The sequence below is a fragment of the Streptomyces sp. NPDC053079 genome (genome assembly GCF_044546695.1).
Classification (GTDB): domain Bacteria; phylum Actinomycetota; class Actinomycetes; order Streptomycetales; family Streptomycetaceae; genus Streptomyces.
Genome location: NZ_JBITZJ010000001.1, coordinates 365,655 through 386,295 on the forward strand (window position 1 = coordinate 365,655; position 20,641 = coordinate 386,295).

Annotated in this window: 17 protein-coding genes and 1 riboswitch; of the genes, 13 read left to right on the top strand and 4 right to left on the bottom strand. The window is 73.5% G+C overall.

Going from position 1 to position 20,641, the window contains the following annotated elements; translation table 11 throughout:
- Positions 1–292 precede the first annotated feature (292 nt).
- The 3 genes from cobM to ACIGXW_RS01660 all read left to right on the top strand — a co-directional run bounded on the left by cobM (position 293) and on the right by ACIGXW_RS01660 (position 3,373).
- On the top strand, positions 293–1,063 hold the full coding sequence (gene cobM / locus ACIGXW_RS01650) for a precorrin-4 C(11)-methyltransferase (protein ID WP_399568725.1): 771 nt from the start codon (positions 293–295) through the stop codon (positions 1,061–1,063).
- A gap of 98 nt (positions 1,064–1,161) precedes the next feature.
- Positions 1,162–1,998 (top strand): MerR family transcriptional regulator, encoded by an 837-nt coding sequence (locus tag ACIGXW_RS01655; protein WP_399568728.1) that lies wholly within the window; start codon positions 1,162–1,164, stop codon positions 1,996–1,998.
- Positions 1,999–2,119: 121 nt separating this feature from the next.
- Complete coding sequence (locus ACIGXW_RS01660) at positions 2,120–3,373, top strand: serine hydrolase domain-containing protein (protein WP_399568730.1); 1,254 nt, start codon at positions 2,120–2,122, stop codon at positions 3,371–3,373.
- 1 nt (position 3,374) lies between these two features.
- Here the strand turns inward: ACIGXW_RS01660 and ACIGXW_RS01665 are convergent, their stop codons facing one another.
- On the bottom strand, positions 3,375–4,544 hold the full coding sequence (locus ACIGXW_RS01665) for a cobalt-precorrin-5B (C(1))-methyltransferase (RefSeq protein ID WP_399568733.1): 1,170 nt from the start codon (positions 4,542–4,544) through the stop codon (positions 3,375–3,377).
- A 101-nt stretch (positions 4,545–4,645) separates the two neighbouring features.
- Between ACIGXW_RS01665 and ACIGXW_RS01670 the strand changes: the two genes are divergently transcribed.
- Entirely contained in the window at positions 4,646–5,431 is a 786-nt protein-coding gene (locus tag ACIGXW_RS01670) for a cobalt-precorrin-6A reductase (RefSeq protein ID WP_399568735.1), read from the top strand.
- A gap of 43 nt (positions 5,432–5,474) precedes the next feature.
- Here the strand turns inward: ACIGXW_RS01670 and ACIGXW_RS01675 are convergent, their stop codons facing one another.
- The 3 genes from ACIGXW_RS01675 to ACIGXW_RS01685 are packed head-to-tail and all read right to left on the bottom strand — an operon-like array spanning position 5,475 to position 9,042.
- The gene (locus ACIGXW_RS01675; RefSeq protein WP_399568737.1) at positions 5,475–6,986 is read right to left on the bottom strand and encodes a precorrin-2 C(20)-methyltransferase; all 1,512 of its coding nucleotides are present in this window, start codon (positions 6,984–6,986) and stop codon (positions 5,475–5,477) included.
- The gene (locus ACIGXW_RS01680; protein WP_071962489.1) at positions 6,983–7,636 is read right to left on the bottom strand and encodes a precorrin-8X methylmutase; all 654 of its coding nucleotides are present in this window, start codon (positions 7,634–7,636) and stop codon (positions 6,983–6,985) included. Before ACIGXW_RS01680 ends, ACIGXW_RS01675 begins: the two co-directional genes overlap by 4 nt.
- Positions 7,633–9,042 (bottom strand): cobalamin biosynthesis protein CobG, encoded by a 1,410-nt coding sequence (locus ACIGXW_RS01685; protein ID WP_399568740.1) that lies wholly within the window; start codon positions 9,040–9,042, stop codon positions 7,633–7,635. The genes ACIGXW_RS01680 and ACIGXW_RS01685 overlap by 4 nt, the downstream gene beginning before the upstream one ends.
- 118 nt (positions 9,043–9,160) lie before the next feature.
- Positions 9,161–9,234, top strand: a riboswitch (cobalamin riboswitch).
- A gap of 112 nt (positions 9,235–9,346) precedes the next feature.
- On the opposite strand from ACIGXW_RS01685, the gene cobN reads away from it, so the two are divergent.
- From cobN to ACIGXW_RS01730, 9 genes are all read left to right on the top strand, one after another.
- On the top strand, positions 9,347–13,015 hold the full coding sequence (gene cobN / locus ACIGXW_RS01690) for a cobaltochelatase subunit CobN (protein ID WP_399568743.1): 3,669 nt from the start codon (positions 9,347–9,349) through the stop codon (positions 13,013–13,015).
- Between the two features lie 57 nt (positions 13,016–13,072).
- On the top strand, positions 13,073–13,753 hold the full coding sequence (locus ACIGXW_RS01695) for a Crp/Fnr family transcriptional regulator (protein ID WP_399568746.1): 681 nt from the start codon (positions 13,073–13,075) through the stop codon (positions 13,751–13,753).
- 153 nt (positions 13,754–13,906) lie between these two features.
- Positions 13,907–14,785, top strand: a complete 879-nt coding sequence (locus ACIGXW_RS01700; RefSeq protein ID WP_399568748.1) for a hypothetical protein — start codon at positions 13,907–13,909, stop codon at positions 14,783–14,785.
- Entirely contained in the window at positions 14,782–16,881 is a 2,100-nt protein-coding gene (locus tag ACIGXW_RS01705) for a hypothetical protein (protein WP_399568751.1), read from the top strand. The genes ACIGXW_RS01700 and ACIGXW_RS01705 overlap by 4 nt, the downstream gene beginning before the upstream one ends.
- Positions 16,878–17,717, top strand: coding sequence for a hypothetical protein (locus ACIGXW_RS01710; protein ID WP_399568753.1), 840 nt, complete (start codon positions 16,878–16,880; stop codon positions 17,715–17,717). The genes ACIGXW_RS01705 and ACIGXW_RS01710 overlap by 4 nt, the downstream gene beginning before the upstream one ends.
- A gap of 15 nt (positions 17,718–17,732) precedes the next feature.
- A complete protein-coding gene (locus tag ACIGXW_RS01715; RefSeq protein WP_399568756.1) occupies positions 17,733–17,930 on the top strand; it encodes a hypothetical protein in 198 nt (65 codons plus the stop codon).
- A 71-nt stretch (positions 17,931–18,001) separates the two neighbouring features.
- Positions 18,002–18,586, top strand: coding sequence for a restriction endonuclease (locus tag ACIGXW_RS01720; RefSeq protein ID WP_399568758.1), 585 nt, complete (start codon positions 18,002–18,004; stop codon positions 18,584–18,586).
- A gap of 47 nt (positions 18,587–18,633) precedes the next feature.
- On the top strand, positions 18,634–19,890 hold the full coding sequence (locus ACIGXW_RS01725) for a VWA domain-containing protein (RefSeq protein WP_071962486.1): 1,257 nt from the start codon (positions 18,634–18,636) through the stop codon (positions 19,888–19,890).
- Positions 19,890–20,618, top strand: a complete 729-nt coding sequence (locus tag ACIGXW_RS01730; RefSeq protein WP_399568760.1) for a hypothetical protein — start codon at positions 19,890–19,892, stop codon at positions 20,616–20,618. Before ACIGXW_RS01725 ends, ACIGXW_RS01730 begins: the two co-directional genes overlap by 1 nt.
- Positions 20,619–20,641: the final 23 nt, after the last annotated feature.

Below are 20,641 nucleotides of genomic sequence, written 5' to 3' on the forward strand. Positions count from 1 at the left end.
AAGGTGCAGGTCGCGGTCCCGTTGTGCCCACCCTCCCCCAGCTACCGCTGGGAGGTGCCCCCAGCCCAGCGGGACGATTGCCCACAACGGGCGGGGGACGATTGCCCACAAACGGGAGGGGCCGGGGCGGGGTGGGTCCTGGCAGGGGGCGTAAGGGTTATTTGCGGCGGCATGCGGGGCGCCGAATCCGGGCACCGCACCCGCCGTAAATAATCCAGCCCCCAGAAGGACCCACCCCGCCCCGCCCCCGCACCACGACGTACGCGAACCGCACCCACCGGAGGAAGACCCCATGACCGTGTACTTCATCGGCGCCGGACCGGGCGCGGCCGACCTCATCACGGTGCGGGGCGCGCGGATCATGGCCCGGGCCGGCGTCTGCCTCTACGCAGGCAGCCTCGTACCGACCGAACTGCTGGCCGAGTGCCCGCCGGACGCCCGCCTCGTCGACACCGCCCACCTGAACCTCGACGAGATCACCGCCGAGTTCGTCCGCGCCCACGCCGCCGGCCAGGACGTCGCCCGCCTGCACTCCGGCGACCCCTCCGTCTACAGCGCCGTGGCCGAGCAGATGCGCCGCCTGGACGCGGCCGGCATCCCCTACGAGATCGTCCCCGGCGTCCCCGCCTTCGCCGCCGCCGCCGCGGCCCTCGGCCGCGAGCTGACCGTGCCCACCGTCGGCCAGACCGTCATCCTCACCCGCGTCGCCCAGCGGGCCACCCCCATGCCCCCCGGCGAGGACCTCGCCACCCTCGGCCGCAGCGGCGCCCTGCTGGTCCTGCACCTGGCCGCCCGCCACGCCGACCGGGTCGTCGCCGAACTCCTCCCGCACTACGGCCCCGACTGCCCGGCCGCCGTCGTCGCCATGGCCAGCCGCCCCGACGAGATCGTCCTGCGCGGCACCCTCGCCGGCATCGCCGACCAGGTGAAGGAGGCGGGCATCGTCCGCACCGCCGTCATCATCGTGGGCCGCACGCTGGCGGCGGAGCAGTTCCCCGACAGCTTCCTGTACTCGACCACGCGGGACCGGGACACGTGCGGCCGGACGGTGCTCGAACCCTGAGCCCAACAGCCGGACCGCTCCGGACTGCTCCGGACCGTTCCGGACCGTTCCGGACCGCTTGACCCTCACACCGTGTCAGGTCATGGACTGAGCCCACCATGTTCACCATCGGAGACTTCGCCCGCCACGGCCGCGTATCCGTCCGCATGCTGCGCCACTACGACGCCATCGGACTGCTGCGGCCGGCCCACGTCGACCCGTTCAGCGGCTACCGCTTCTACGAAGCCGGTCAGCTCGCCCGCCTCAACCGCGTCATCGCCCTCAAGGACCTCGGATTCACCCTCCAGCAGGTCCGGGAGATCGTGGACGAGCAGGTGGGCACCGAGGAACTGCGCGGGATGCTGCGGCTGCGGCACGCCGAACTGGAGGCGGCCGTCGCCGCCGCCACGGCCCGCCTGGGCCAGGTCGAGGCGAGGCTCCGCACGATCGAGAGTGAGGGACGCATGAACGCGAACGACGTGGTGGTCAAGCGCATTCCCGCCGTCAGGGTCGCCGAGCTGAGCGCCACGGCGGCGAGCTACGGGCCCCAGGACATCGGCCCCGTCATCGGCCCGCTGTTCGACGAGCTGTGCCGCCGGCTCGAGGCCGCCGGGGTCGAGCCGACGGGCCCGGCCATCGCCTACTACGAGGACGCGCCCGGCGCCGGCGAAGAGGTCGTCGTCCATGCCGCCCTGCCGGTCCCGGCGGACGTCCGCGGCGGCCCGGACTTCCGGGTCGTCGAGCTGCCCGCCATCGACAGCGCGGCGACGATCGTCCACCACGGCTCCATGGACGACGTGCTGCCGACGGCCCAGGCCCTGGCCCGCTGGATCGACGCGGGCGGCCACCGCTCGACGGGCTACGCGCGCGAGCTCTACCTCGAGTCCGCGCAGGACCCGGGCCAGTGGGTGACGGAGCTGCAGGAGCCGATCGAGCGGGCCGGCAGCGACGACTGACCGGCACCCACGACGGACCGGCGGATGTGGGCCCGGTCATAGCCAGGGACGCCCGGCTGTGATGCCCTGGGAAACGATCATGAAGCGGCCGTCCGGCCGCGTGTTTCCAGGGGGGAAGCCCATGTCGCAGCGCACATCGAAAACGCGCGCCACGCTCGTAGCGCTCACGGCCGCGGCCGTCGTCGGCGGCATCGTCGCCGGCGCCGGCCCGGCCGTGGCCAAGACCCCGGCCGCGACCCCGGCCGAGGAGTCGGGGAAGCAGGCCGCGACCCAGCGGGCCCTCGACGGCCTCGTGGCCGCCGGCATGCCCGGCGTGGCCGCCGAGGTCCGTACGCCCAGGGGGAACTGGTCCGGCTCCGCCGGCTACGCGGACACCGACACCAAGCGCAAGCGGACCGCTGCCGACCACTTCAGGGCGGGCAGCATCACCAAGACCTTCGTGGCCACCACGCTCCTCCAGCTCGAAGCGGAGGGGAAGCTGAGCCTGGACGACTCCGTCGAGCGCTGGCTGCCCGGCGTAGTGAAGGGCAACGGCTACGACGCCAACAAGATCACGATCCGTCAGCTCCTCAACCACACCAGCGGTGTGCACGACATGGTGTACACCCCGGAGTGGGACAAGGACATGAACGGCCCCGGCTTCTTCCGGCACCGCTACGACGTCAAGACCCCGCAGGAGGTCATCGCGTACGGGCTGAAGTACGGGCCCGACTTCGAGCCGGGCAAGGGCTGGAACTACTCCAACACCGGCTTCGTCCTCGCCGGCATGGTCATCGAGAAGGTCACGGGCAAGCCGTACGCGCGCGAGGTCGAGCGCCGCATCGTCAAGCCGCTGGGCCTGAAGGAGACCACCTTCCCCGGCACCGACCCCACCCTGCCCGCCCCGCACCCGGTCGGCTACTCGAAGCTCTACGTGCAGAACCCGGGCCCGGAGATCCACGACGCCACCGAGTACCGCCCCTCCTGGTCCGGCGCCACGGGCGAGGTCGTCAGCACCAGCGGTGACCTCAACCGCTTCTACAGCGCCCTGCTGCAGGGCAAGCTCCTGCCGCGCAAGCAGCTGGACGCGATGCTCACGACGGTGGAGACGGGCCAGCAGTTCACGTACGGCCTCGGCATCATGTCGCGTTCGCTCTCCTGCGGCACGACCGTCTGGGGCCACGACGGCGTCGTGTGGGGCTCGCTCTCCGGAGCCGCCGTGACCCGCGACGGCAAGAACGCGCTCACCTTCAACATCAACGGCGACTGGCTGGAGCAGAGCCCGCCGTTCGAGAACATGTTCGAGGGTGCGTTCTGCGGCACGACGCAGAAGCCGGTTCAGAAGCCGGCCAAGGCGCTGACGAACCGCGCGGCGCTGGGCCCGGTGAACCGCTAGGTCACCGCTCCCGCGGCCCCCTGGGCTCCGCCCGCCCCACGATGACGCCCGCGCGGTCGATGCAGATGACGTCGACCGCGACGGGCGCGCCGCGCAGCACGGCGAGGGCCTCGTCGCGGGCGCCGGAGGCGACCAGATCGCCGAGCGGAACGCCCTCGGCCTCGCACAGACGCAGCGCTTCCAGGCCGGTGTTGGCACCGGTGACGGCGGTGGCGAGGGCGGCGCCGCCACCACCGTGGCGGGCGAGCTCGGCGAGGAACTCCTTGTTCACCTGCGAGCGGGCGGAGTGCAGGTCGAGGTGGCCGGCGGCCAGCTTGGAGAGCTTGGCGAAGCCGCCGGCGATGGTGAGCCGGTCGACGGGGTGACGGCGGATGTACTTGAGCACCGCCCCCGCGAAGTCGCCCATGTCCAGCAACGCGTCCTCGGGCAGTCCGTGCACGGCCACGGCGACCTTCTCGGACGTCGCACCCGTGCATCCCGCGACGTGCGTGCGGCCCGCGGCGCGGGCGACGTCCACGCCGCGCCGGATGCTGTCGATCCAGGCCGAGCAGGAGTAGGGGACGACGATGCCCGTGGTGCCCAGGATGGAGATACCGCCCAGGATGCCCAGCCGCGGGTTCCACGTGGAGCGTGCGATCTCCTCGCCGTGATCGACCGAGACCTCGATCTCGACGTCGCCCGTGCCGCCGTGCCGGGCGGCGACCGCGGCGACGTGCTCGCGCATCATCTGGCGGGGCACGGGATTGATCGCGGGTTCGCCGACCGCCAGCGGCAGCCCCGGCCGGGTGACCGTGCCCACGCCGGGGCCCGCGCGGAAGACCACCCCGGAGCCGGGCGGCAGCACCCGTACCGTGGCCCGCACCAGCGCGCCGTGCGTGACGTCCGGATCGTCGCCGGCGTCCTTGACTATGGCGGCCATCGCCGCCCGCCCCCGGCCGAGCAGCTCCTCGGCGGCGAGCGCGAAGGCGGGCGTCTGCCCCTTGGGCAGGGTGATCGTCACGGGGTCGGGGAACTCGCCGGTGAGCAACGCGGTGTACGCGGCCGTGGTGGCGGCGGTCGCGCACGCGCCGGTGGTCCAGCCGTGCCGCAGACCGGTGTGCTGGAGCTGGGCGGTGCGGCCGCCGGTGGCCTGGCCGGCCTGCCCGGCCTTGGCGGCCTCGGTCTCAGTCACGTGCCGCACCGGCCGTAGGCTGGGCCTTCCCGCCGCGACGGCGCCGGTATGCGTCGGCCGCCGATGACCACGACCGCCCGCGGGACCGGGCGGCACCGCACATGAAAGGGCATCCGGTGAGCTCCAGCTCCGTGCGCCACATCCTGATCCTCGGCGGCACGACCGAGGCCCGCCGCCTGGCGGAGACGCTGGCCGCCGATCCCGCGCTGTGCGTCACCAGCTCGCTCGCCGGGCGCGTCGCCGAGCCGCGGCTGCCCCGGGGGCAGGTGCGGATCGGAGGGTTCGGCGGGCCCGAGGGCCTGGCCCGGTGGCTGCGCGAGCAGCAGGTGGACGCACTCATCGACGCCACCCATCCTTTCGCCGGCACGATCAGTTTCAACGCGGCACAGGCTGCCGCCGACGTCCATGTTCCCCTGCTCGCCGTCCGCCGCCCCGGCTGGGTCGCGGGCCCGGGCGACGACTGGCACCCGGTCGACTCGCTCGCCGAAGCCGCGGACGCCCTGCCCGCGCTGGGCGAGCGGGTGTTCCTGACCACGGGCCGGATGCACCTCGCCGCCTTCGCACACCTCGAGGGTATGTGGTTTCTCATCCGCTCCGTGGACGCGCCCGAGCCACCGATGCCGGCCCGCGCGGAGGTACTGCTGGACCGGGGCCCCTTCACGGTCGAGGGCGAGCGGGAGCTGCTGCGACGGCACCGCATCGACGTCCTCGTCACCAAGGACAGCGGAGCGGCGGCCACCGCCGCGAAGCTGGTCGCCGCGCGCGAGGCGGGCGTGCCGGTGGTCGTCGTCCGGCGGCCGCCCGTCCCTTCGGGGGTACCCGTGGTCGCCGGGCCGGCGGAGGCGGTGGAGTGGCTGACCCCGGTCCTCGAACGCCGGACGGGCTGATTCATCAGCCCGTCCGGCGTTCGAGGACACCGCGCGCGGCGCGTCAGCGCTCCGGGTACCGCCGCGGCGTCCAGACGATCTCCTCGCCGTCGCCCTCTCCGCGCCGTACCGCGCGGGTCTGGGTCGAGCCCACGATGAGGATCGTGCGCATGTCGACCTGGTCCGGGTCGAGTTCGCCGAGGCGCACGATGCGGACGCTCTCCTGCGGGCCGCCCACGTCGCGGCCCAGGACCACCGGGGTGTCCGGCGTGCGGTACTCCAGCAGGAGTTCGCGCGCCTTGCCGACCTGCCAGACGCGGCTGCGCGAGCCGGGGTTGTACAGCGCCAGGACCAGGTCCGCGGCGGCCGCGGAGCGCAGCCGTTCCGCGATGACCTCCCAGGGCTTGAGGCGGTCGGAGAGGGAGACGACCGCGTAGTCGTGGCCCAGGGGCGCACCGGCGCGGGAGGCGGCGGCGTGTGCGGCCGTCATGCCGGGGACCACCCGGACCGGGATCCGGCGGTACGGGTCCTCGGAGGCGACCTCCAGCACGGCGGTGGCCATGGCGAAGACGCCGGGGTCGCCGGAGGAGACGACGGCGACCCGCCGGCCCTGGCGCGCGAGGTCCAGCGCGAACTCGGCGCGCTCGGACTCCACCTTGTTGTCGGAGGCGTGGCGGGCCTGGCCGGGCCGCGCGGGAACACGGTCGACGTAGGTGCTGTAGCCCACGACGTCCTGGGCCGCCGCCAGCGCGCCGCGCGCCTCCGGCGTCAGCCACAGCGGGCCCGCCGGGCCGAGCCCGACCACCACGACCTCGCCCTCCGCCCCGGCGGGGGGCGCCGCGTCGACGCGGCTGGGCAGCACGGCCACCGAGAAGTACGGCACCGACTCCGGGTCCACGTCCGCCACCCGGCCCGTGCGCTCGCCGCTCATCGTCGCGCGCTCGACGTACCGCGCCTCCGCCAGCCGGCCCGAACGCTCCAGCGCACCGCGCACCGCGGGGAAGGTCCGGCCCAGCTTCATCACCACGGCCGAGTCGGTCGAGGCCAGGCGGGCCGTCAGCTCCTCCTCCGGCAGGGTGCCCGGCAGGATCGTCAGCACCTCCTCGCCCTCCACCAGCGGCGTACCCAGCCGGGCGGCCGCCGCGCTGAACGAGGTGACCCCGGGGATCACCTCCGTCGGGTAACGGTCGGCCAGCCGCTTGTGCATGTGCATGTACGAGCTGTAGAAGAGCGGGTCGCCCTCGGCGAGCACGGCCACCGTGCGCCCGGCGTCCAGGTGCGCGGCCAGCCGGGCCGCGGCCTCCTCGTAGAACTCCTCCATCGCGCCCCGGTAGCCGCCAGGGTGGTCCGTGGTCTCCGTGGTGACCGGGTAGACCAGCTGCTCCTCGATGTGGCCGGGGCGCAGATGGCGTTCGGCGATGGAGCGCGCGATGCTGCGGCCGTGCCGGGCGCTGTGATAGGCGACGACGTCGGCCGAGGTGATGACCTCGACGGCCCGTACGGTCATCAGCGACGGGTCGCCGGGGCCGAGTCCCACTCCGTACAGCCGGCCCGTCGTCAAAGGCTGCTCGCTCACTCTTCCTCGCTCGCTATCGCGTTGATCGCGGCCGCGGCCATCGCACTGCCGCCCCGCCGGCCCCGCACCACCAGATACTCCAGCCCCAGCGGGCTGTCGGCCAGCGCGTCCTTCGACTCGGCCGCGCCGATGAAGCCGACCGGGATGCCGATGACGGCGGCCGGGCGCGGCGCGCCCTCCGCCACCATCTCCAGCAGGCGGAACAGCGCGGTCGGCGCGTTGCCGACCGCCACCACGGCGCCGCCCAGCTTCTCGCGCCACAGCTCCAGCGCCGCCGCGCTGCGCGTCGTGCCCATGCGCGCCGCCAGCTCCGGGACCGCCGGATCGGCGAGGGTGCACAGCACCTCGTTGTCGGCGGGCAGCCGCTTGCGGGTGACGCCGCTGGCGACCATGTTCGCGTCGCACAGGATCGGCGCCCCGGCGCGCAGCGCCTCGCGGGCCCGGGCCACGACCTGCGGGGAGTACGCCAGGTCCCGTACGAGATCGGTCATCCCGCAGGCGTGGATCATGCGCACCGCGACCTGGCTGACGTCCGGCGGCAGTCCGCCGAGGTCGGCCTCGGCGCGGATGGTCGCGAAGGACTGGCGGTAGATGGACGCGCCGTCCTTGTCGTAGTCGAACACTGTGCCCTCGTCGCCTTCGTCGTTCATGGTGTACGGGTGGTGCGTGTGGTGCCGGTGGTCCGTGCCGTGGCCACCGCTTCGGCCAGCTCTTCCGCTGCCGCCGCTCGTGTCGTGCCGTCCCGCTCCCCGTCCCGCACGGTGACCCGGTAGCCGTCGGCCGTCGCCAGCACGTCGACCCACCGGCCGTCGGCCGGGTGGCCGCAGCGCCGTTCGCACCCGGACCAGTACACCGGCAGCGTCCCGGCCCCGCCAGGGCGCGCGCCGGTGAGCGCGGCGGTCGCGTCGGCCCGCACGTCCGCCAGCGACTTCGCGCACCCGGGACGGCCCGCGCAGGCGCCCGCGCCGTGCCAGGGGGAGTCGGCGGAGGTGATGAGCCCGGCGTCGGCGAGGGCCGCGGCCGCCGCCGCGGCCGCCCGGGCCGACAGGCCCGGGACGACGATGCCGCGCCAGGGTGTCACACGCAGCTCGCCGTCGCCGTCCCGGTCGGCGGTACGGGCCACGAGCCGCCACTGGCCGGCGCTCATGCGCCCCAGCGGCGCGGCCACCGACAGCGCCCACCGTCCGCCGGGGCCGTGGACCGCGCCCGGCGCGGTCGGGGCCCCCGGCGGCAGGACGACGCGGGGAACGAGCACGCAGTCGATGCCGGCCGCGGTCAGCCGGCGCGCCAAACCCTCCGGGCGCGGGCGCAGTTCGGGGGCGAGGTCGCGCACGCGCCAGGCCCTGTGGCCGCTCTCGCGCAGCGCCGCGAGGAATTCCCGTGCCGCCAGGACGGCCGCGCGCGGGGCGTCGTCGGCGGCGACGCGCAGGCCGGGGCCGTCGGTGGCGAAGCACAGCAGGGCCGTGCGCGCGCCCTCTGCGATCAATGTCACATCGGGGGCGAGCGCCACGATGTCGCCGCGCCCGTCGTCCAGGCCGAAGAGGAAACGTCCCGACAAGGCCGACAAGTCGCTTGAGGTATCTGTGTCCTCCGCACCGCCGCCGGTGCAGAGCAGCGCGTCCAGGGCCCGTGCCCAGGCCTGGACGTCCGCCCGCGCGTCCCCGGGGCTCCGCCCGTCCAGCCCGCACAGCGGTGACGCGACCACGTTGCGCACCCGGTCGTGCAGGTCCGAGGGCAGCAGCCCCGCCCCGCGCAGCCGCCCGCCCAGCTCGCCGCCGGCCCCCTGGGCGAGGCCGCGCAGCTGGACGTTCCCCCGCGAGGTGATGTCGAGACGGCCGTCCCCGAGCTCCTGCGCCGCCAGCGCCAGCGCCTCCGCCTGACGGGCAGTCAAAAGCCCGGCCGGTACGCGGATGCGGGCCAGCCCACCGTCGTCCGCGGCGTGCAGCCGCAGCGCACCGGGACACGCGTCGCCGCGATCGCGCACGGTCGCGCCGGTTCGGCACGTCTCGTCCCGGTCCGCGGGAGATGTGGGGGGCACAGGCATGGCGGCGAGCATACCGACGCCCCCACCCGGTGCACCGTCCCCGTACCCGATCACCAGCGCTTACTATGCTCACCAGGTGGGCAGTCTCCATAGGATTCCGGCCCGCCATACGCCAGCGACGGCGCCAGGGGAGGAAGCCGGTGAGACTCCGGCACGGTCCCGCCACTGTGAGCGCGGCAGCGATGCCGCGCGAGTCAGGAACTCCCGCCGTCCTCCAACCGCCCGGGGCGCGGACCCCGAGGAAGGCCTGCCGCCGCATGCGCACATTCCGGCCCCGCGCACCCCGGGCGACCCTCGAAGCACTCGGGAGCGCCGCGTGATCCTTCTCCTGTCGACGTCCGACACCGACCTGCTCAGCGCCCGCGCGGCAGCCGCCGGCCCGGTCCCGTACCGGCTCGCCAACCCCGCCCGGCTCGCACTCGACGACCTCCCCTCGCTCCTGGAGGGCACCGAACTGGTCGTCGTACGGCTCCTCGGCGGCATCCGCGCCTGGCAGGAGGGGCTCGACCTGCTGCTCGCCCAGGACCGGCCCGTGGTCGTCCTCACCGGCGAACAGGCTCCCGACGCCCAGCTGATGGAGGCCTCCACCGTCCCCATCGGCATCGCCGCCGAGGCCCACGCCTACCTCGCCCACGGCGGCCCCGCCAACCTCGAACAGCTGGCCCGGTTCCTCTCCGACACCGTGCTCCTCACCGGCCACGGCTTCGAGCCGCCGGCCGCCGCCCCCGCCTGGGGCGAGCTGGAGCGCACCCCGCGCGCCGCGAACGCCGACGGCCCGTGCATCGCGGTGCTCTACTACCGCGCCCACCACATGAGCGGCAACACCGCCTTCGTCGACGCCCTCTGCGGCGCGATCGAGGACGCCGGCGGCCGCCCCCTGCCGCTGTACGTCGCCTCGCTGCGCTCCCCGGAGCCCGAGCTGATCGAGGCCCTCGGCGCGGCCGACGCCGTCGTCACCACCGTCCTCGCCGCCGGCGGCACCCGCCCGGCCGAGGCCTCGGCGGGCGGCGACGACGAGTCCTGGGACGCCGGCGCCCTCGCCGGCCTCGACGTGCCGATCCTGCAGGCCCTGTGCCTGACCGGCCCGCGCAGCGCCTGGGAGGAGAACGACGAGGGGCTCTCCCCGCTCGACGCCGCGACCCAGGTCGCCGTGCCCGAGTTCGACGGTCGCATCATCACCGTCCCGTTCTCCTTCAAGGAGGTCGACGAGGACGGCCTGCCCGCCTACGTCGCCGACCCCGAGCGCGCCGCCCGCGTCGCGGGCATCGCCGTGCGCCACGCCCGGCTGCGCCACATTCCCGCCGCCGAGAAGCGGATCGCGCTGGTCCTGTCCGCGTACCCCACCAAGCACTCCCGCATCGGCAACGCGGTCGGCCTGGACACCCCGGCCTCCGCCGTCGAACTCCTGCGCCGCCTGCAGGCGGAGGGCTACGACTTCGGCGACGAGCCCGTCCCCGGCCTGGAGTCCGGCGACGGCGACGAGCTGATCTACGCCCTCATCGAGGCCGGCGGCCACGACCAGGACTGGCTCACCGAGGAGCAGCTCGCCCGCAACCCCGTCCGCATCCCCGCCGCCGACTACAAGCGCTGGTACGCGCAGCTGCCCGCCGAGCTGCGCGAGGCCGTCGAGCAGCACTGGGGCCCGGCGCCCGGCGAGATGTTCCTCGACCGCAGCCGCAACCCCGAGGGCGACATCGTCCTCGCGGCCCTGCGCCGCGGCAACCTCCTCATCCTCATCCAGCCGCCGCGCGGCTTCGGCGAGAACCCCATCGCCATCTACCACGACCCCGACCTGCCGCCCTCCCACCACTACCTGGCCGCCTACCGCTGGATCGCGGCCGCGCGCGAGGACGGCGGCTTCGGCGCCGACGCGATGGTCCACCTCGGCAAGCACGGCAACCTCGAGTGGCTGCCCGGCAAGAACGCCGGCCTGTCCGCCGCCTGCGGCCCCGACGCCGCCCTCGGCGACCTGCCGCTGGTCTACCCCTTCCTCGTCAACGACCCCGGCGAGGGCACCCAGGCCAAGCGCCGCGCCCACGCCACGCTCGTCGACCACCTCGTGCCGCCCATGGCTCGCGCCGAGTCCTACGGCGACATCACGCGCCTGGAGCAGCACCTCGACGAGTACGCGCAGATCTCCGCGATGGACCCGGCCAAGCTCCCGGCGATCCGCGCCCAGATCTGGACCCTCATCCAGGCCGCCAAGCTCGACCACGACCTCGGTCTGGAGGAGCGCCCGGACGACGACGGCTTCGACGACTTCCTCCTGCACGTCGACGGCTGGCTGTGCGAGGTCAAGGACGCCCAGATCCGCGACGGCCTGCACGTGCTGGGCGGCGCGCCCACCGGCGAGGCGCGCGTGAACCTCGTCCTGTCGATCCTGCGCGCCCGCCAGATCTGGGGCGGCAAGTCCGCCCTGCCGGGCCTGCGCGAGGCACTCGGCCTCGACGAGTCGGCGGCGACGCGCAAGACGGCGGACGAGGCGGAGGCCGAGGCGAGGGCCTTGGTGGAGGCGATGGAGGCGGCGAACTGGGACCCGGCGGCGGTGCCCACCGTTGTGGGCAATCGTCCCGCAGGGCGGGACGGGTGGGCACAACCCACGATGCCGGGCACTGATCCCGCAAACGCCGACGCCGTCGCGGCCGTCCTGGACTTCGCGGCTCGCGAGGTCGTCCCCCGCCTGGCGGGCACCACGGCCGAGCTGGACCACGCCGTCAAGGCACTGGCGGGCGGCTTCGTCCCGGCAGGCCCCTCCGGCTCCCCCCTCCGCGGCCTGGTCAACGTCCTGCCGACGGGCCGCAACTTCTACTCCGTCGACCCCAAGGCCGTCCCCAGCCGCCTCGCCTGGGAGACCGGCCAGGCCCTGGCCGACTCCCTCCTGGAGCGCTACCGCACCGACAACGGCGACTGGCCGGAGTCGGTGGGCCTGTCCCTGTGGGGCACGAGCGCGATGCGCACGGCGGGCGACGACGTGGCGGAGGCGCTGGCCCTGCTGGGCGTCCGCCCGGTGTGGGACGAGGCGTCGCGCCGGGTGACGGGCCTCGAGCCCATCTCCCTCGACGAGCTCGGCCGCCCCCGCATCGATGTCACCCTCCGCATCAGCGGCTTCTTCCGCGACGCGTTCCCGCACGTCATCGGCCTGCTGGACGACGCGGTGCGGCTGGCGGCGTCGTTGGACGAGCCGGCCGACCGCAACCACGTCCGCGCCCACGCCCAGGCCGACCTCGCCGCCCACGGCGACGAACGCCGCGCCACCACCCGTATCTTCGGCTCCCGTCCGGGCACGTACGGCGCCGGCCTGCTCCAGCTCATCGACAGCCGCGACTGGCGCACCGACGCCGACCTCGCGGAGGTCTACACCGTCTGGGGCGGCTACGCCTACGGCCGGGGCTTGGAGGGCCGCCCGGCCCGCGCGGAGATGGAGACGGCGTACAAGCGCATCGCGGTGGCTGCAAAGAACACCGACACCCGCGAGCACGACATCGCCGACTCCGACGACTACTTCCAGTACCACGGAGGCATGGTCGCCACGGTCAAGGCCCTGCGCGGCAAGGCCCCCGAGGCGTACATCGGCGACTCCACCCGCCCCGAGACGATCCGCACCCGCACCCTGGTCGAGGAGACCTCCCGCGTCTTCCGCGCCCGCGTGATCAACCCCCGCTGGATCGAGGCCATGCGCCGCCACGGCTACAAGGGCGCCTTCGAGCTCGCGGCCACCGTGGACTACCTCTTCGGCTACGACGCCACCACCGGCGTCGTCCCCGACTGGATGTACGACAAGCTCGCCCAGACCTACGTCCTCGACCCGGAGAACCGCGCCTTCCTCCAGGACGCCAACCCCTGGGCCCTGCACGGCATCTCCGAACGCCTCCTGGAGGCCGAGAGCCGCGGCATGTGGGCCAAGCCGGACGCGGAGACGCTGGACGCGCTGCGCCAGGTCTTCCTGGAGACGGAGGGCGAGCTGGAGGGCGGGAACGACGCCTGACGGGCGAACTGCGGTTCGCGCCCTGAGCGACCGCGTCCCGGCCTAGAGTGCAGTCCCATGAACGGGGGATTGCACGGGCCGGGGCGCACCCTCGGGGTGACGCTTGAACAGATGATCGGCGAGTCGCTGTGGAACGCCCTGGTGGCCAAGGGCCGTCCGCGCGAACACCGGTCGGGGGACGTGCTGCTGCGGCAGGGAGACCGCGGTACGCACGTCCTCGTGCTCTGCGGCGGAGTCGTCAAGGTCTCCCGCGTCGAACGGGACGGCCGGGTGCGGGTGCTGGCCTTCCGCGGCGGCGGAGACGTGGTCGGCGAGGCGGCGGTCATCGAGGAGGACGAGACCCGGCTGGCGTCGGTCGAAGCGATCTCCCACTGCAGGGTCTCGGTGGTGTCCAAGCGGGAGTTCCTGGATTTCCGCGACCTGCACGAGCTGACCGAGACGCTGCACCGGCACACCGCGATGCGCTGGAGAGAGGCCACGAGGGTCGGCGACGGCGACTCCCGCACCCGGCTGGCCGTGGCGCTCCTCGCCCTGGCGTCGGCCGCCTGCCCCGAGGGCCCGCCGACCGCGGTGGAAGTGGCCGTCACGAGGCTGGACCTCGCCCAGTACCTGGGCGTCTCCCGCAACACCGTGAGCACCACGCTCCAGTCGCTCGGCGAACGGACCGTGACGGCCGAGCGCAAGAGCATCGTCATCCGCGACATCGCGGCCCTCCGCTCGATCGCAGACGCCAGCTGACGACAGGATCATGCCGCCTGTGTGACGCTCGTCACGGGCGATGTGCACCGCGGGTGCACAAGCGACCGGCCGCCCTCGCGAGGATCGACGGCATCAGACCCGGCACGGCGAGCGCGCCGGGGCCGACCCGTCTTCTCCGCAGGGGAGTTCCGCATGCCTTCAGCCGACATGCCGTCCGCCGGACCCGCGCCCTGGAGCGTGAGCCGTGATCTGCCGCCCTACCGGGGCATCCTCGCCGTGGACGCGAAGGACTTCACCGGCAGGCCCGCCGTCGATCACGTGGAACTGACCTCGATCATCCCGCAGTTGCTGGAACACGCGCTCGACCGTGCCGGTCTGCGGCAGCTCTGGGAGGAACAGAGGTTCGCCAACAACACGGGCGACGGTTTCGTCTTCGGCTTCGACCCCGTGGCCCTGCCTCGGGTCATCCACCCCTTCCTGGGCGAACTCCAGGAAGTACTGACCGACTACAACATCCACGCCACCGGCACGCGCCGGCTCCGCCTGCGGGCCAGCCTCCACGTGGGCCCCCTGCCCGATGGCGGCTCGCCCGGCGACGGCAACGGCACCCCGCGGAACGATACCCACCGGCTGCTGGACTCCCGGCCCGTGCGGGCCATCCTCGCGGCGTCCAGCGAGAGCATCACCCAGGTCGCCGCGATCCTCTCCCAGCGGGTCTTCGAGGACGCGGTGCTCTCGGGCTACACCCGCCGCCATCCCGACCACTTCATCGAGGTGGCGGCGAGTGTCGAGGGCAAGTCCTTCCAGCAGCTCGCCTGGCTGTATGTCCCTGCCCCCTCGGGCAACCTGTACGACCGCCGGATCCTCGGCGACCGCGACCCCGTGACGGCGGAGCCTGCCGCCGCATCCGAGCCGGCCCCCGCCCCTGAGCCGGTCCCCGCCCCTGCTGCCGAACCACCGCGTGCCGCTACTCCCGCCGCGACCACCAACTACGGCTTCCTCTCCCACGCGAACACGGTGCGCGGTGGCCAGCACCAGCACGTCCACGGTCAGGACGGCACCGGGCGATGAACGCGGAGCCGAGCGGCCCGGCGCAGCCCGCGCCTCCCCCGGACTTCGGCCAGATTTTCGGGGAGATGGGCGGACCGCCCGTCATCTGGAACTACGGCCTTGTCAGTATCGCGGGTACGGTTGACGGCGGTCAGCACATGGGTGCCCCAGTAGCCGCCCGTGGTGAGACCGTCGAGAGCCGCGAAGGCGACATCGCCGGCGAGCAGACCCTGGCGGCCATGAGTGGCTTCGCCGAACCGAGCTGGTTCACCGAAGCCCTTCAAAAGGCCCACAGTCGGGTGGTCTTCCTCGTAGGCGCGCCGGGCAGCGGGCGCCGGACCGCCGCGCTCAACCTGCTGCGTCGGCACACCGGAGGCTTCGCGCTGCGCGCCGTCGACTCCGACGTCGAACTGGCCGCATGGACCCCCGACAGCACCGATACCCGTGGCTATCTGATCGACGGTCTCCTGGAGTCGAGGATCCTGGCCCTGGGGAGCATCGGTCTGGCCAACCTGCGGCAGCAGCTCGACCGGGCCGACGCCTGCATGGTCATCGTCACCGACAGCACGCCGCAGGTACTCGCCCACTTGCGGGACGTTCTGCACACCGAACCCGTGTCCGCCGTTCCGCCGGCCCCGCGTGCTGTCCTGGACGCCAAACTCGCGACCGTCTTCCCGGGTTCGGAACGGCAAAGGTCGGTCCTCGCCGCACTACCGGCGGGCTTCCTCGAAGAGACCCTGCAGCGTGACCCGCGACCGTCCGAGGTCGTGGAGATCGTCTCCGAGATCATCCGGGTCGCGGACGGGGAGACCGAAGCGGCGGACATCGGCCGGCACCTGAGTCTCCACGCCGAGGAACGTGCCCCCCAACTGCTGCGCTCGGTTCGCGACAGCGCGGACGATCTCGCCCTCCTCCTCGCCACCTGCGTCTTCGAACACTTCGACCACACTGTGGTCGAGGAGGAGGCCCGGCGTCTGCTGGACGTCGCCGGCGGACGCCTCGACGTCGCACCGCCCGAAGCGGACGCCGGCAGGCCTGCTGAGAACCCCGCCTTCGTCTTCCTTCGGTCCCGCAAGGAGCGCTTGGCCGCCATCGAGGCGGACCGCGGGCCCCGGGAAGTGCGAGTCGCCTCCACCCACAGCTACGTCACCGTGCCCGTGTCTTTCACCCGGCACCTCCAGGGCCGAGCGGTTCTCCATGACGTCTGGCGCGAACACCGCGACGCCGGCGAACTGCTGGTGGAATGGATCCGACAGACTCCGGCCGCCCACCGGGCCCGCGCGGACCGCGCCGGATTCATCCTCGGCCAGTTCGCCCAGTGGAGCTCCGGTCACCGCGCGCTCGCCCCCATCGAGGAACTGGCCGCGTCGGACCGGCCGGGTGACTGGCGGATGGCGGCGCGGGCCTTCGGCGCTGCTTCCGCCGATCCCGTACTCGCCACCGCCGTCAAGAACCGGCTTCGGGGCTGGGCCCGGGCGGCCACGGTCTCCTACCGTTGCACCGCGGCGCTGACCTGCGCGACCGAGTTCGGCCTGGCCCGCCCCGAGGCGGCGCTGAGCCTCCTGCACACCACCGTGGTGTCGCGGGACGACGGCTCCACCGCGGTCGAGTCCGCCGTCCGCAGGGCCCTGCTCTCCCTGTTCGCGGAAAATACGGTCCGGCCCCGCGTCATCGACGCCCTCGTCCAGTGGACGTCCGAGGGCGGGGCGGCGAGGCGTACGGCGTGTGCCGCGGTCGCCCAGTCGCTGAGGGGCGCGGCATCCGCCAGAGAAGCGGGGGAGTGGTGGAGCGGCCACCTGCTCGCGAGGCCCAGCGCATCCGCAAGCTCCCCCGCGGAGCCGCCCGGCCTGGTGCTGATCCGCCATGCCCTCATGGAGCGGACGACCTACGACGCGACCCGCGCCGCCCTCCTGGAGTGGCAGCGCCGCTCGGCCGGAGACCCCCGCCGGGCGCAGGCCCTCGAACACCTCGCCGACCGGCTGGCATCGCACCTGCACGGCGGCGTCTTCCGCCTGTTCACCGACCTGGAACGCACCGCATCCGCACCCGGCGCCGAACGTGCGGCGCGTGCCCTGGCCGAGTGGCGCAAGGACATCCCGCAGAAAGGCCGAGCATGACCACGACCACCTACTACGCCGCGCCCCCACTCCCCGGCAGCGGTCTGTGGGTCACCTGCCAGGGCGGGGCCTTCCGGCAACTCCTGCGGTTCCGTACGTCTGCCCGGCCCGACACCGCCCTGGTACTGATCGACCGCGAGCACAGGGCCCTGTGCGAGCCCGGGACGCGTGCGTCGCTGACGCGAGCCGCCCTGGGCGGCTACGCCGAGGCCCACCTCGTCGACACCTCCCGCCGCAGCGGAGTGTGGCACATGCCCCTCGGCCCCCGACCCACCGCTCTCGAGGTCACGTGGTGGGCCGAGGACCCGACGCTCGTCGTCCTCAACCGGCACCGGCTGGCCGACCCCTGGGCGTCGGTCAGCGCACACCTGGACGGGCTGCTCGACGCGGCTACGGCCCGCTACCGCGCCGCCGGGCGGGAACTCACCGCGCAGGAATTCATCCCACTCCTTTCCCAGCCGCAGCACGTGGCGCACCTCGGCCTGTCCTGCCGTCTCGAGACCGCCCCGCCCGAGGTCGAAGCCTTCGGCCCGGCCATCGGTGTCCCGCCCCGACTGTGGTCGCCGCAACGCCGCGAGGAGTACGAGTTCTACCTCCAGGCCGTCCGCACCGGCCCGGACGCGCTCGCCGCACTGTGGCTGCTCCACCACCCCGACGAGGTGCGCCAGGTCCTGGAGTGGGTGACGGACCATCCGCGCGAGGTCATGGGGCATGCGGACGAGGCGGACGTCACCCGCACTCTTTTCGACAGCCTTCCCCACGAGATGAAGGAGCAACTGGCGAAGGCCAACGCCGAATTCATCCACGCCACTGTGCAACCCGATGCCGAGTTCTGAACCGGAGAGGACGTCATGCGCGAGGAGTGGTACTACCGTCGCGGTCACTGGGTCCGCAAGCCCGCTCGCGGGCGGAGCGACGGCAACAGCCCGTGGATCGCCCTGGCCGTCGTCGCGGTGCTCGTCTGGGGGATGCTGAACAGCTGCCTGAACGACGGCACCTCCGACGAGCCCGCCCCGAAGTCCCCCGCATCCTCCACGGCACCCCGGTGAACCGCCGCGCACCACGGAGGCGACTTCGGCCACGTACCTCGGGCGAGACCACGGCAGCCCTGATCGCGCTCGTGGCCGTCGTGCTCATCCTCCGGAGCCTGCTGAACCTTCTCGCCGGACTCGGACCGTACCTCTGGCTGGTCCTCCTGGCCGCGGCCGGCTGCGGGTCGGCCGCAGGTCTGGCCCGCGCGGCCCGGCGTCGCGCCGAGCGCAGGGAGCGGGTGCGACGTGTGCAGCAGCTGCGGTTGCCGCTGCACGAAGTGGACGCCCTGTCGCCGGACCGGTTCGAGCTGGCCATACGGGATTTGATGATCCGTGACGGCATCAGGGCACGGCACGTCGGCCGCCGGGGCGACCAGGCGGCCGACGTGATCGGACGGGCCCCGGACGGGAAGGTGATCGTCGCCCAGTGCAAGCACACCATGTTCGGAGGCAGGGTCGGATCGCATGTGATGTACGAGGTCAACGGCACTGCCACGCCCGTGCACGGAGCGGATGTCGCCGTCGTCGTGACCAACGGTGGCTTCACGCGTGACGCCCGCCTCTGGGGCGACCGCAACGGCGTGCACTGGGTCGACCGGGACCGCCTGCGTGCCTGGGCGGAGGAGGGGAGGACCTTGCACCAAGTGCTGGGGCTGGGTCGTACCGGACCCTGACGTACCGTTTTTTGGGCCGGGCCTCGGTCCGTCACTAGGATCCTCGGATGATCATCACAAAACGGCTGGCGGCGGGCGCGTGCGCCCTGCTCGCCGCCCTGGCCGGGGGCATCGTGCCGGCGAACGCCGCCGACGGGCCTCCGAAGAATTCGCCCAAGGTCGAGCTGGTGCTGGACGTCAGCGGCTCGATGCGGGCCCGGGACGTGGACGGCGAGTCGCGGATGGCGGCCGCGCAGCAGGCGTTCAACGAGGTCATCGACGCGGTGCCGGACGGGGTGCGGCTCGGCATCCGGACGCTCGGGGCCGACTACGCGGGGGACGACAAGGAGACCGGCTGCCGCGACAGCAAGCAGCTCTACCGCGTCGGCAAGGTGGACCGGACCGAGGCCAAGGCCGCCGTGGCGACGCTGCGGCCGACCGGGTGGACGCCCATCGGGTACGCGCTGCGGGGCGCGGACCAGGATCTGGGGACGGACGGCGGGACGCGTCGCATCGTTCTGATCACCGACGGCGAGGACTCCTGCGGCCTGCCCGATCCCTGTGACGTGGCGCGTGAACTCGCCGCCAAGGGTACGCACTTGACCGTCGACACCCTGGGCCTGACCCAGGACGACAAGACGCGCGAGCAGCTCAGCTGCATCGCCGAGGCCACCGGCGGCACGTACACCACCGTGCGGCACCGCAAGGAGCTCTCGGGCCGTATCAAGCAGCTCGTGCGCCGGGCTGAGACGCCCGTCGAGACGCCCAGGCCCACCCAGGGCGCGAGCGAGTGCGCGAAGGCGCCCGAGATCGGTGCCGGCGTCTGGACCGACCGGGAGACGTTCGCCGAGCACCGCTGGTACCGCGTCAAGGTCAAGCCGGGGCAGGAGTTGCGTGCCTCGGTGAGCGTGGGCGCCGACCGTGCCGTCGACCGTGACTACGGGGTGCTGGTGCGCGCCGTGGGCGAGGGCGGACAGGAACTCGTCCGCGGGTCGGACGCCTCCAGCGGGCGTACGGACGTGATGGCGTCGGGGCTCCGCCTTCCGGTGTGGAAGGCGAAGAAGGACGACAAGGAGCCCAGGGACGTGTGCCTGGAGGTCTCCAACTCCTTCTCCGCGCCCCCTTCCGTCAAGCGGGAGCCGGGTCTGCCCGTCGAGCTCGCCGTCGATCTGGTGGACGCCCCCGACAACCCCTCCGACCTCGCGGCCTTCGGTCTCGGCCGGGGCTGGGTGCTGCTGGTCGTACTGGGCGTGACCGGGCTGCTCGCGGGGCTCCTGTGGGGCTGGCTGGCCCGCTGGCGCGTCGCGGTGTGGAGGGAGAACTGATGCGTGCACAGCGAATGCGCCGGACCGTGACGGCCGGACTGCTCGCCGGGGCGGCCCTGTTCGTCCCGGCCTCCGCCGCCACCGCCGCCGACGATGACGCGCCCACCGAGGCCGGCACCGCCTTCCGCACCGCCGTGGCGATCGAGCAGGGCCGCAAGGCCACCGCCGACGCGTCCACGGGCGACTACCTCTACTGGCAGTTCCCGGCCGGTGCCGGGCAGAAGGCCACGGCCAAGGCCACGGTGACCCTGCCCGAGACGTCCGCGCGGCACGGCTCCGCCACCTGGCAGCTCGACGTCTTCGACGGGCTGCGCCGGCGCCAGGCCTGTACGTCCGGCGAGCAGAACAAGCGGGCCTCCCAGCAGGACGCCTCGGTGACCTTGACCTGCGCCCTGCGGACCGTACGCCCGTGGTCGGAGCGGTGGGCCAACGACCCGCTGCCCGGCGCGTACTACATCCGGCTGACCGTCGTCGACGCCCCCGAGAAGGACCTGGGGCTGCCGGTGAAGGCCGAGGTCGAGGCGACCGCCGAGGACGTGGGCGGGGAGCGCGCCGAAGGCGGCGAGCTGGGCGCGCCGCTGCACGCGGCGGCCGTCGCCGAGCCGGAAGGCGGCTGGAACGGCAGCTGGTTCACGTCCCGCTGGGCGTGGACCGTGGGCGGTGCCGTCCTCGGCGCGCTCGCGGCGATCGGCGGCTACACCCTCACCCGCCACCCCCGCCGCCGCTAGCCGGCGGGAGCACGGCGGCACCC

Bases quoted from the DNA above. Each gene is read 5' to 3' on its own strand.
- cobM (WP_399568725.1), top strand. From the start codon at position 293: ATGACCGTGTACTTCATCGGCGCCGGACCGGGCGCGGCCGACCTCATC.
- ACIGXW_RS01655 (WP_399568728.1), top strand. From the start codon at position 1,162: ATGTTCACCATCGGAGACTTCGCCCGCCACGGCCGCGTATCCGTCCGC.
- ACIGXW_RS01660 (WP_399568730.1), top strand. From the start codon at position 2,120: ATGTCGCAGCGCACATCGAAAACGCGCGCCACGCTCGTAGCGCTCACG.
- ACIGXW_RS01670 (WP_399568735.1), top strand. From the start codon at position 4,646: ATGAAAGGGCATCCGGTGAGCTCCAGCTCCGTGCGCCACATCCTGATC.
- ACIGXW_RS01680 (WP_071962489.1), bottom strand. From the start codon at position 7,636: ATGAACGACGAAGGCGACGAGGGCACAGTGTTCGACTACGACAAGGAC.
- ACIGXW_RS01685 (WP_399568740.1), bottom strand. From the start codon at position 9,042: ATGCTCGCCGCCATGCCTGTGCCCCCCACATCTCCCGCGGACCGGGAC.
- ACIGXW_RS01695 (WP_399568746.1), top strand. From the start codon at position 13,073: ATGAACGGGGGATTGCACGGGCCGGGGCGCACCCTCGGGGTGACGCTT.
- ACIGXW_RS01700 (WP_399568748.1), top strand. From the start codon at position 13,907: ATGCCTTCAGCCGACATGCCGTCCGCCGGACCCGCGCCCTGGAGCGTG.
- ACIGXW_RS01705 (WP_399568751.1), top strand. From the start codon at position 14,782: ATGAACGCGGAGCCGAGCGGCCCGGCGCAGCCCGCGCCTCCCCCGGAC.
- ACIGXW_RS01710 (WP_399568753.1), top strand. From the start codon at position 16,878: ATGACCACGACCACCTACTACGCCGCGCCCCCACTCCCCGGCAGCGGT.
- ACIGXW_RS01715 (WP_399568756.1), top strand. From the start codon at position 17,733: ATGCGCGAGGAGTGGTACTACCGTCGCGGTCACTGGGTCCGCAAGCCC.
- ACIGXW_RS01725 (WP_071962486.1), top strand. From the start codon at position 18,634: ATGATCATCACAAAACGGCTGGCGGCGGGCGCGTGCGCCCTGCTCGCC.
- ACIGXW_RS01730 (WP_399568760.1), top strand. From the start codon at position 19,890: ATGCGTGCACAGCGAATGCGCCGGACCGTGACGGCCGGACTGCTCGCC.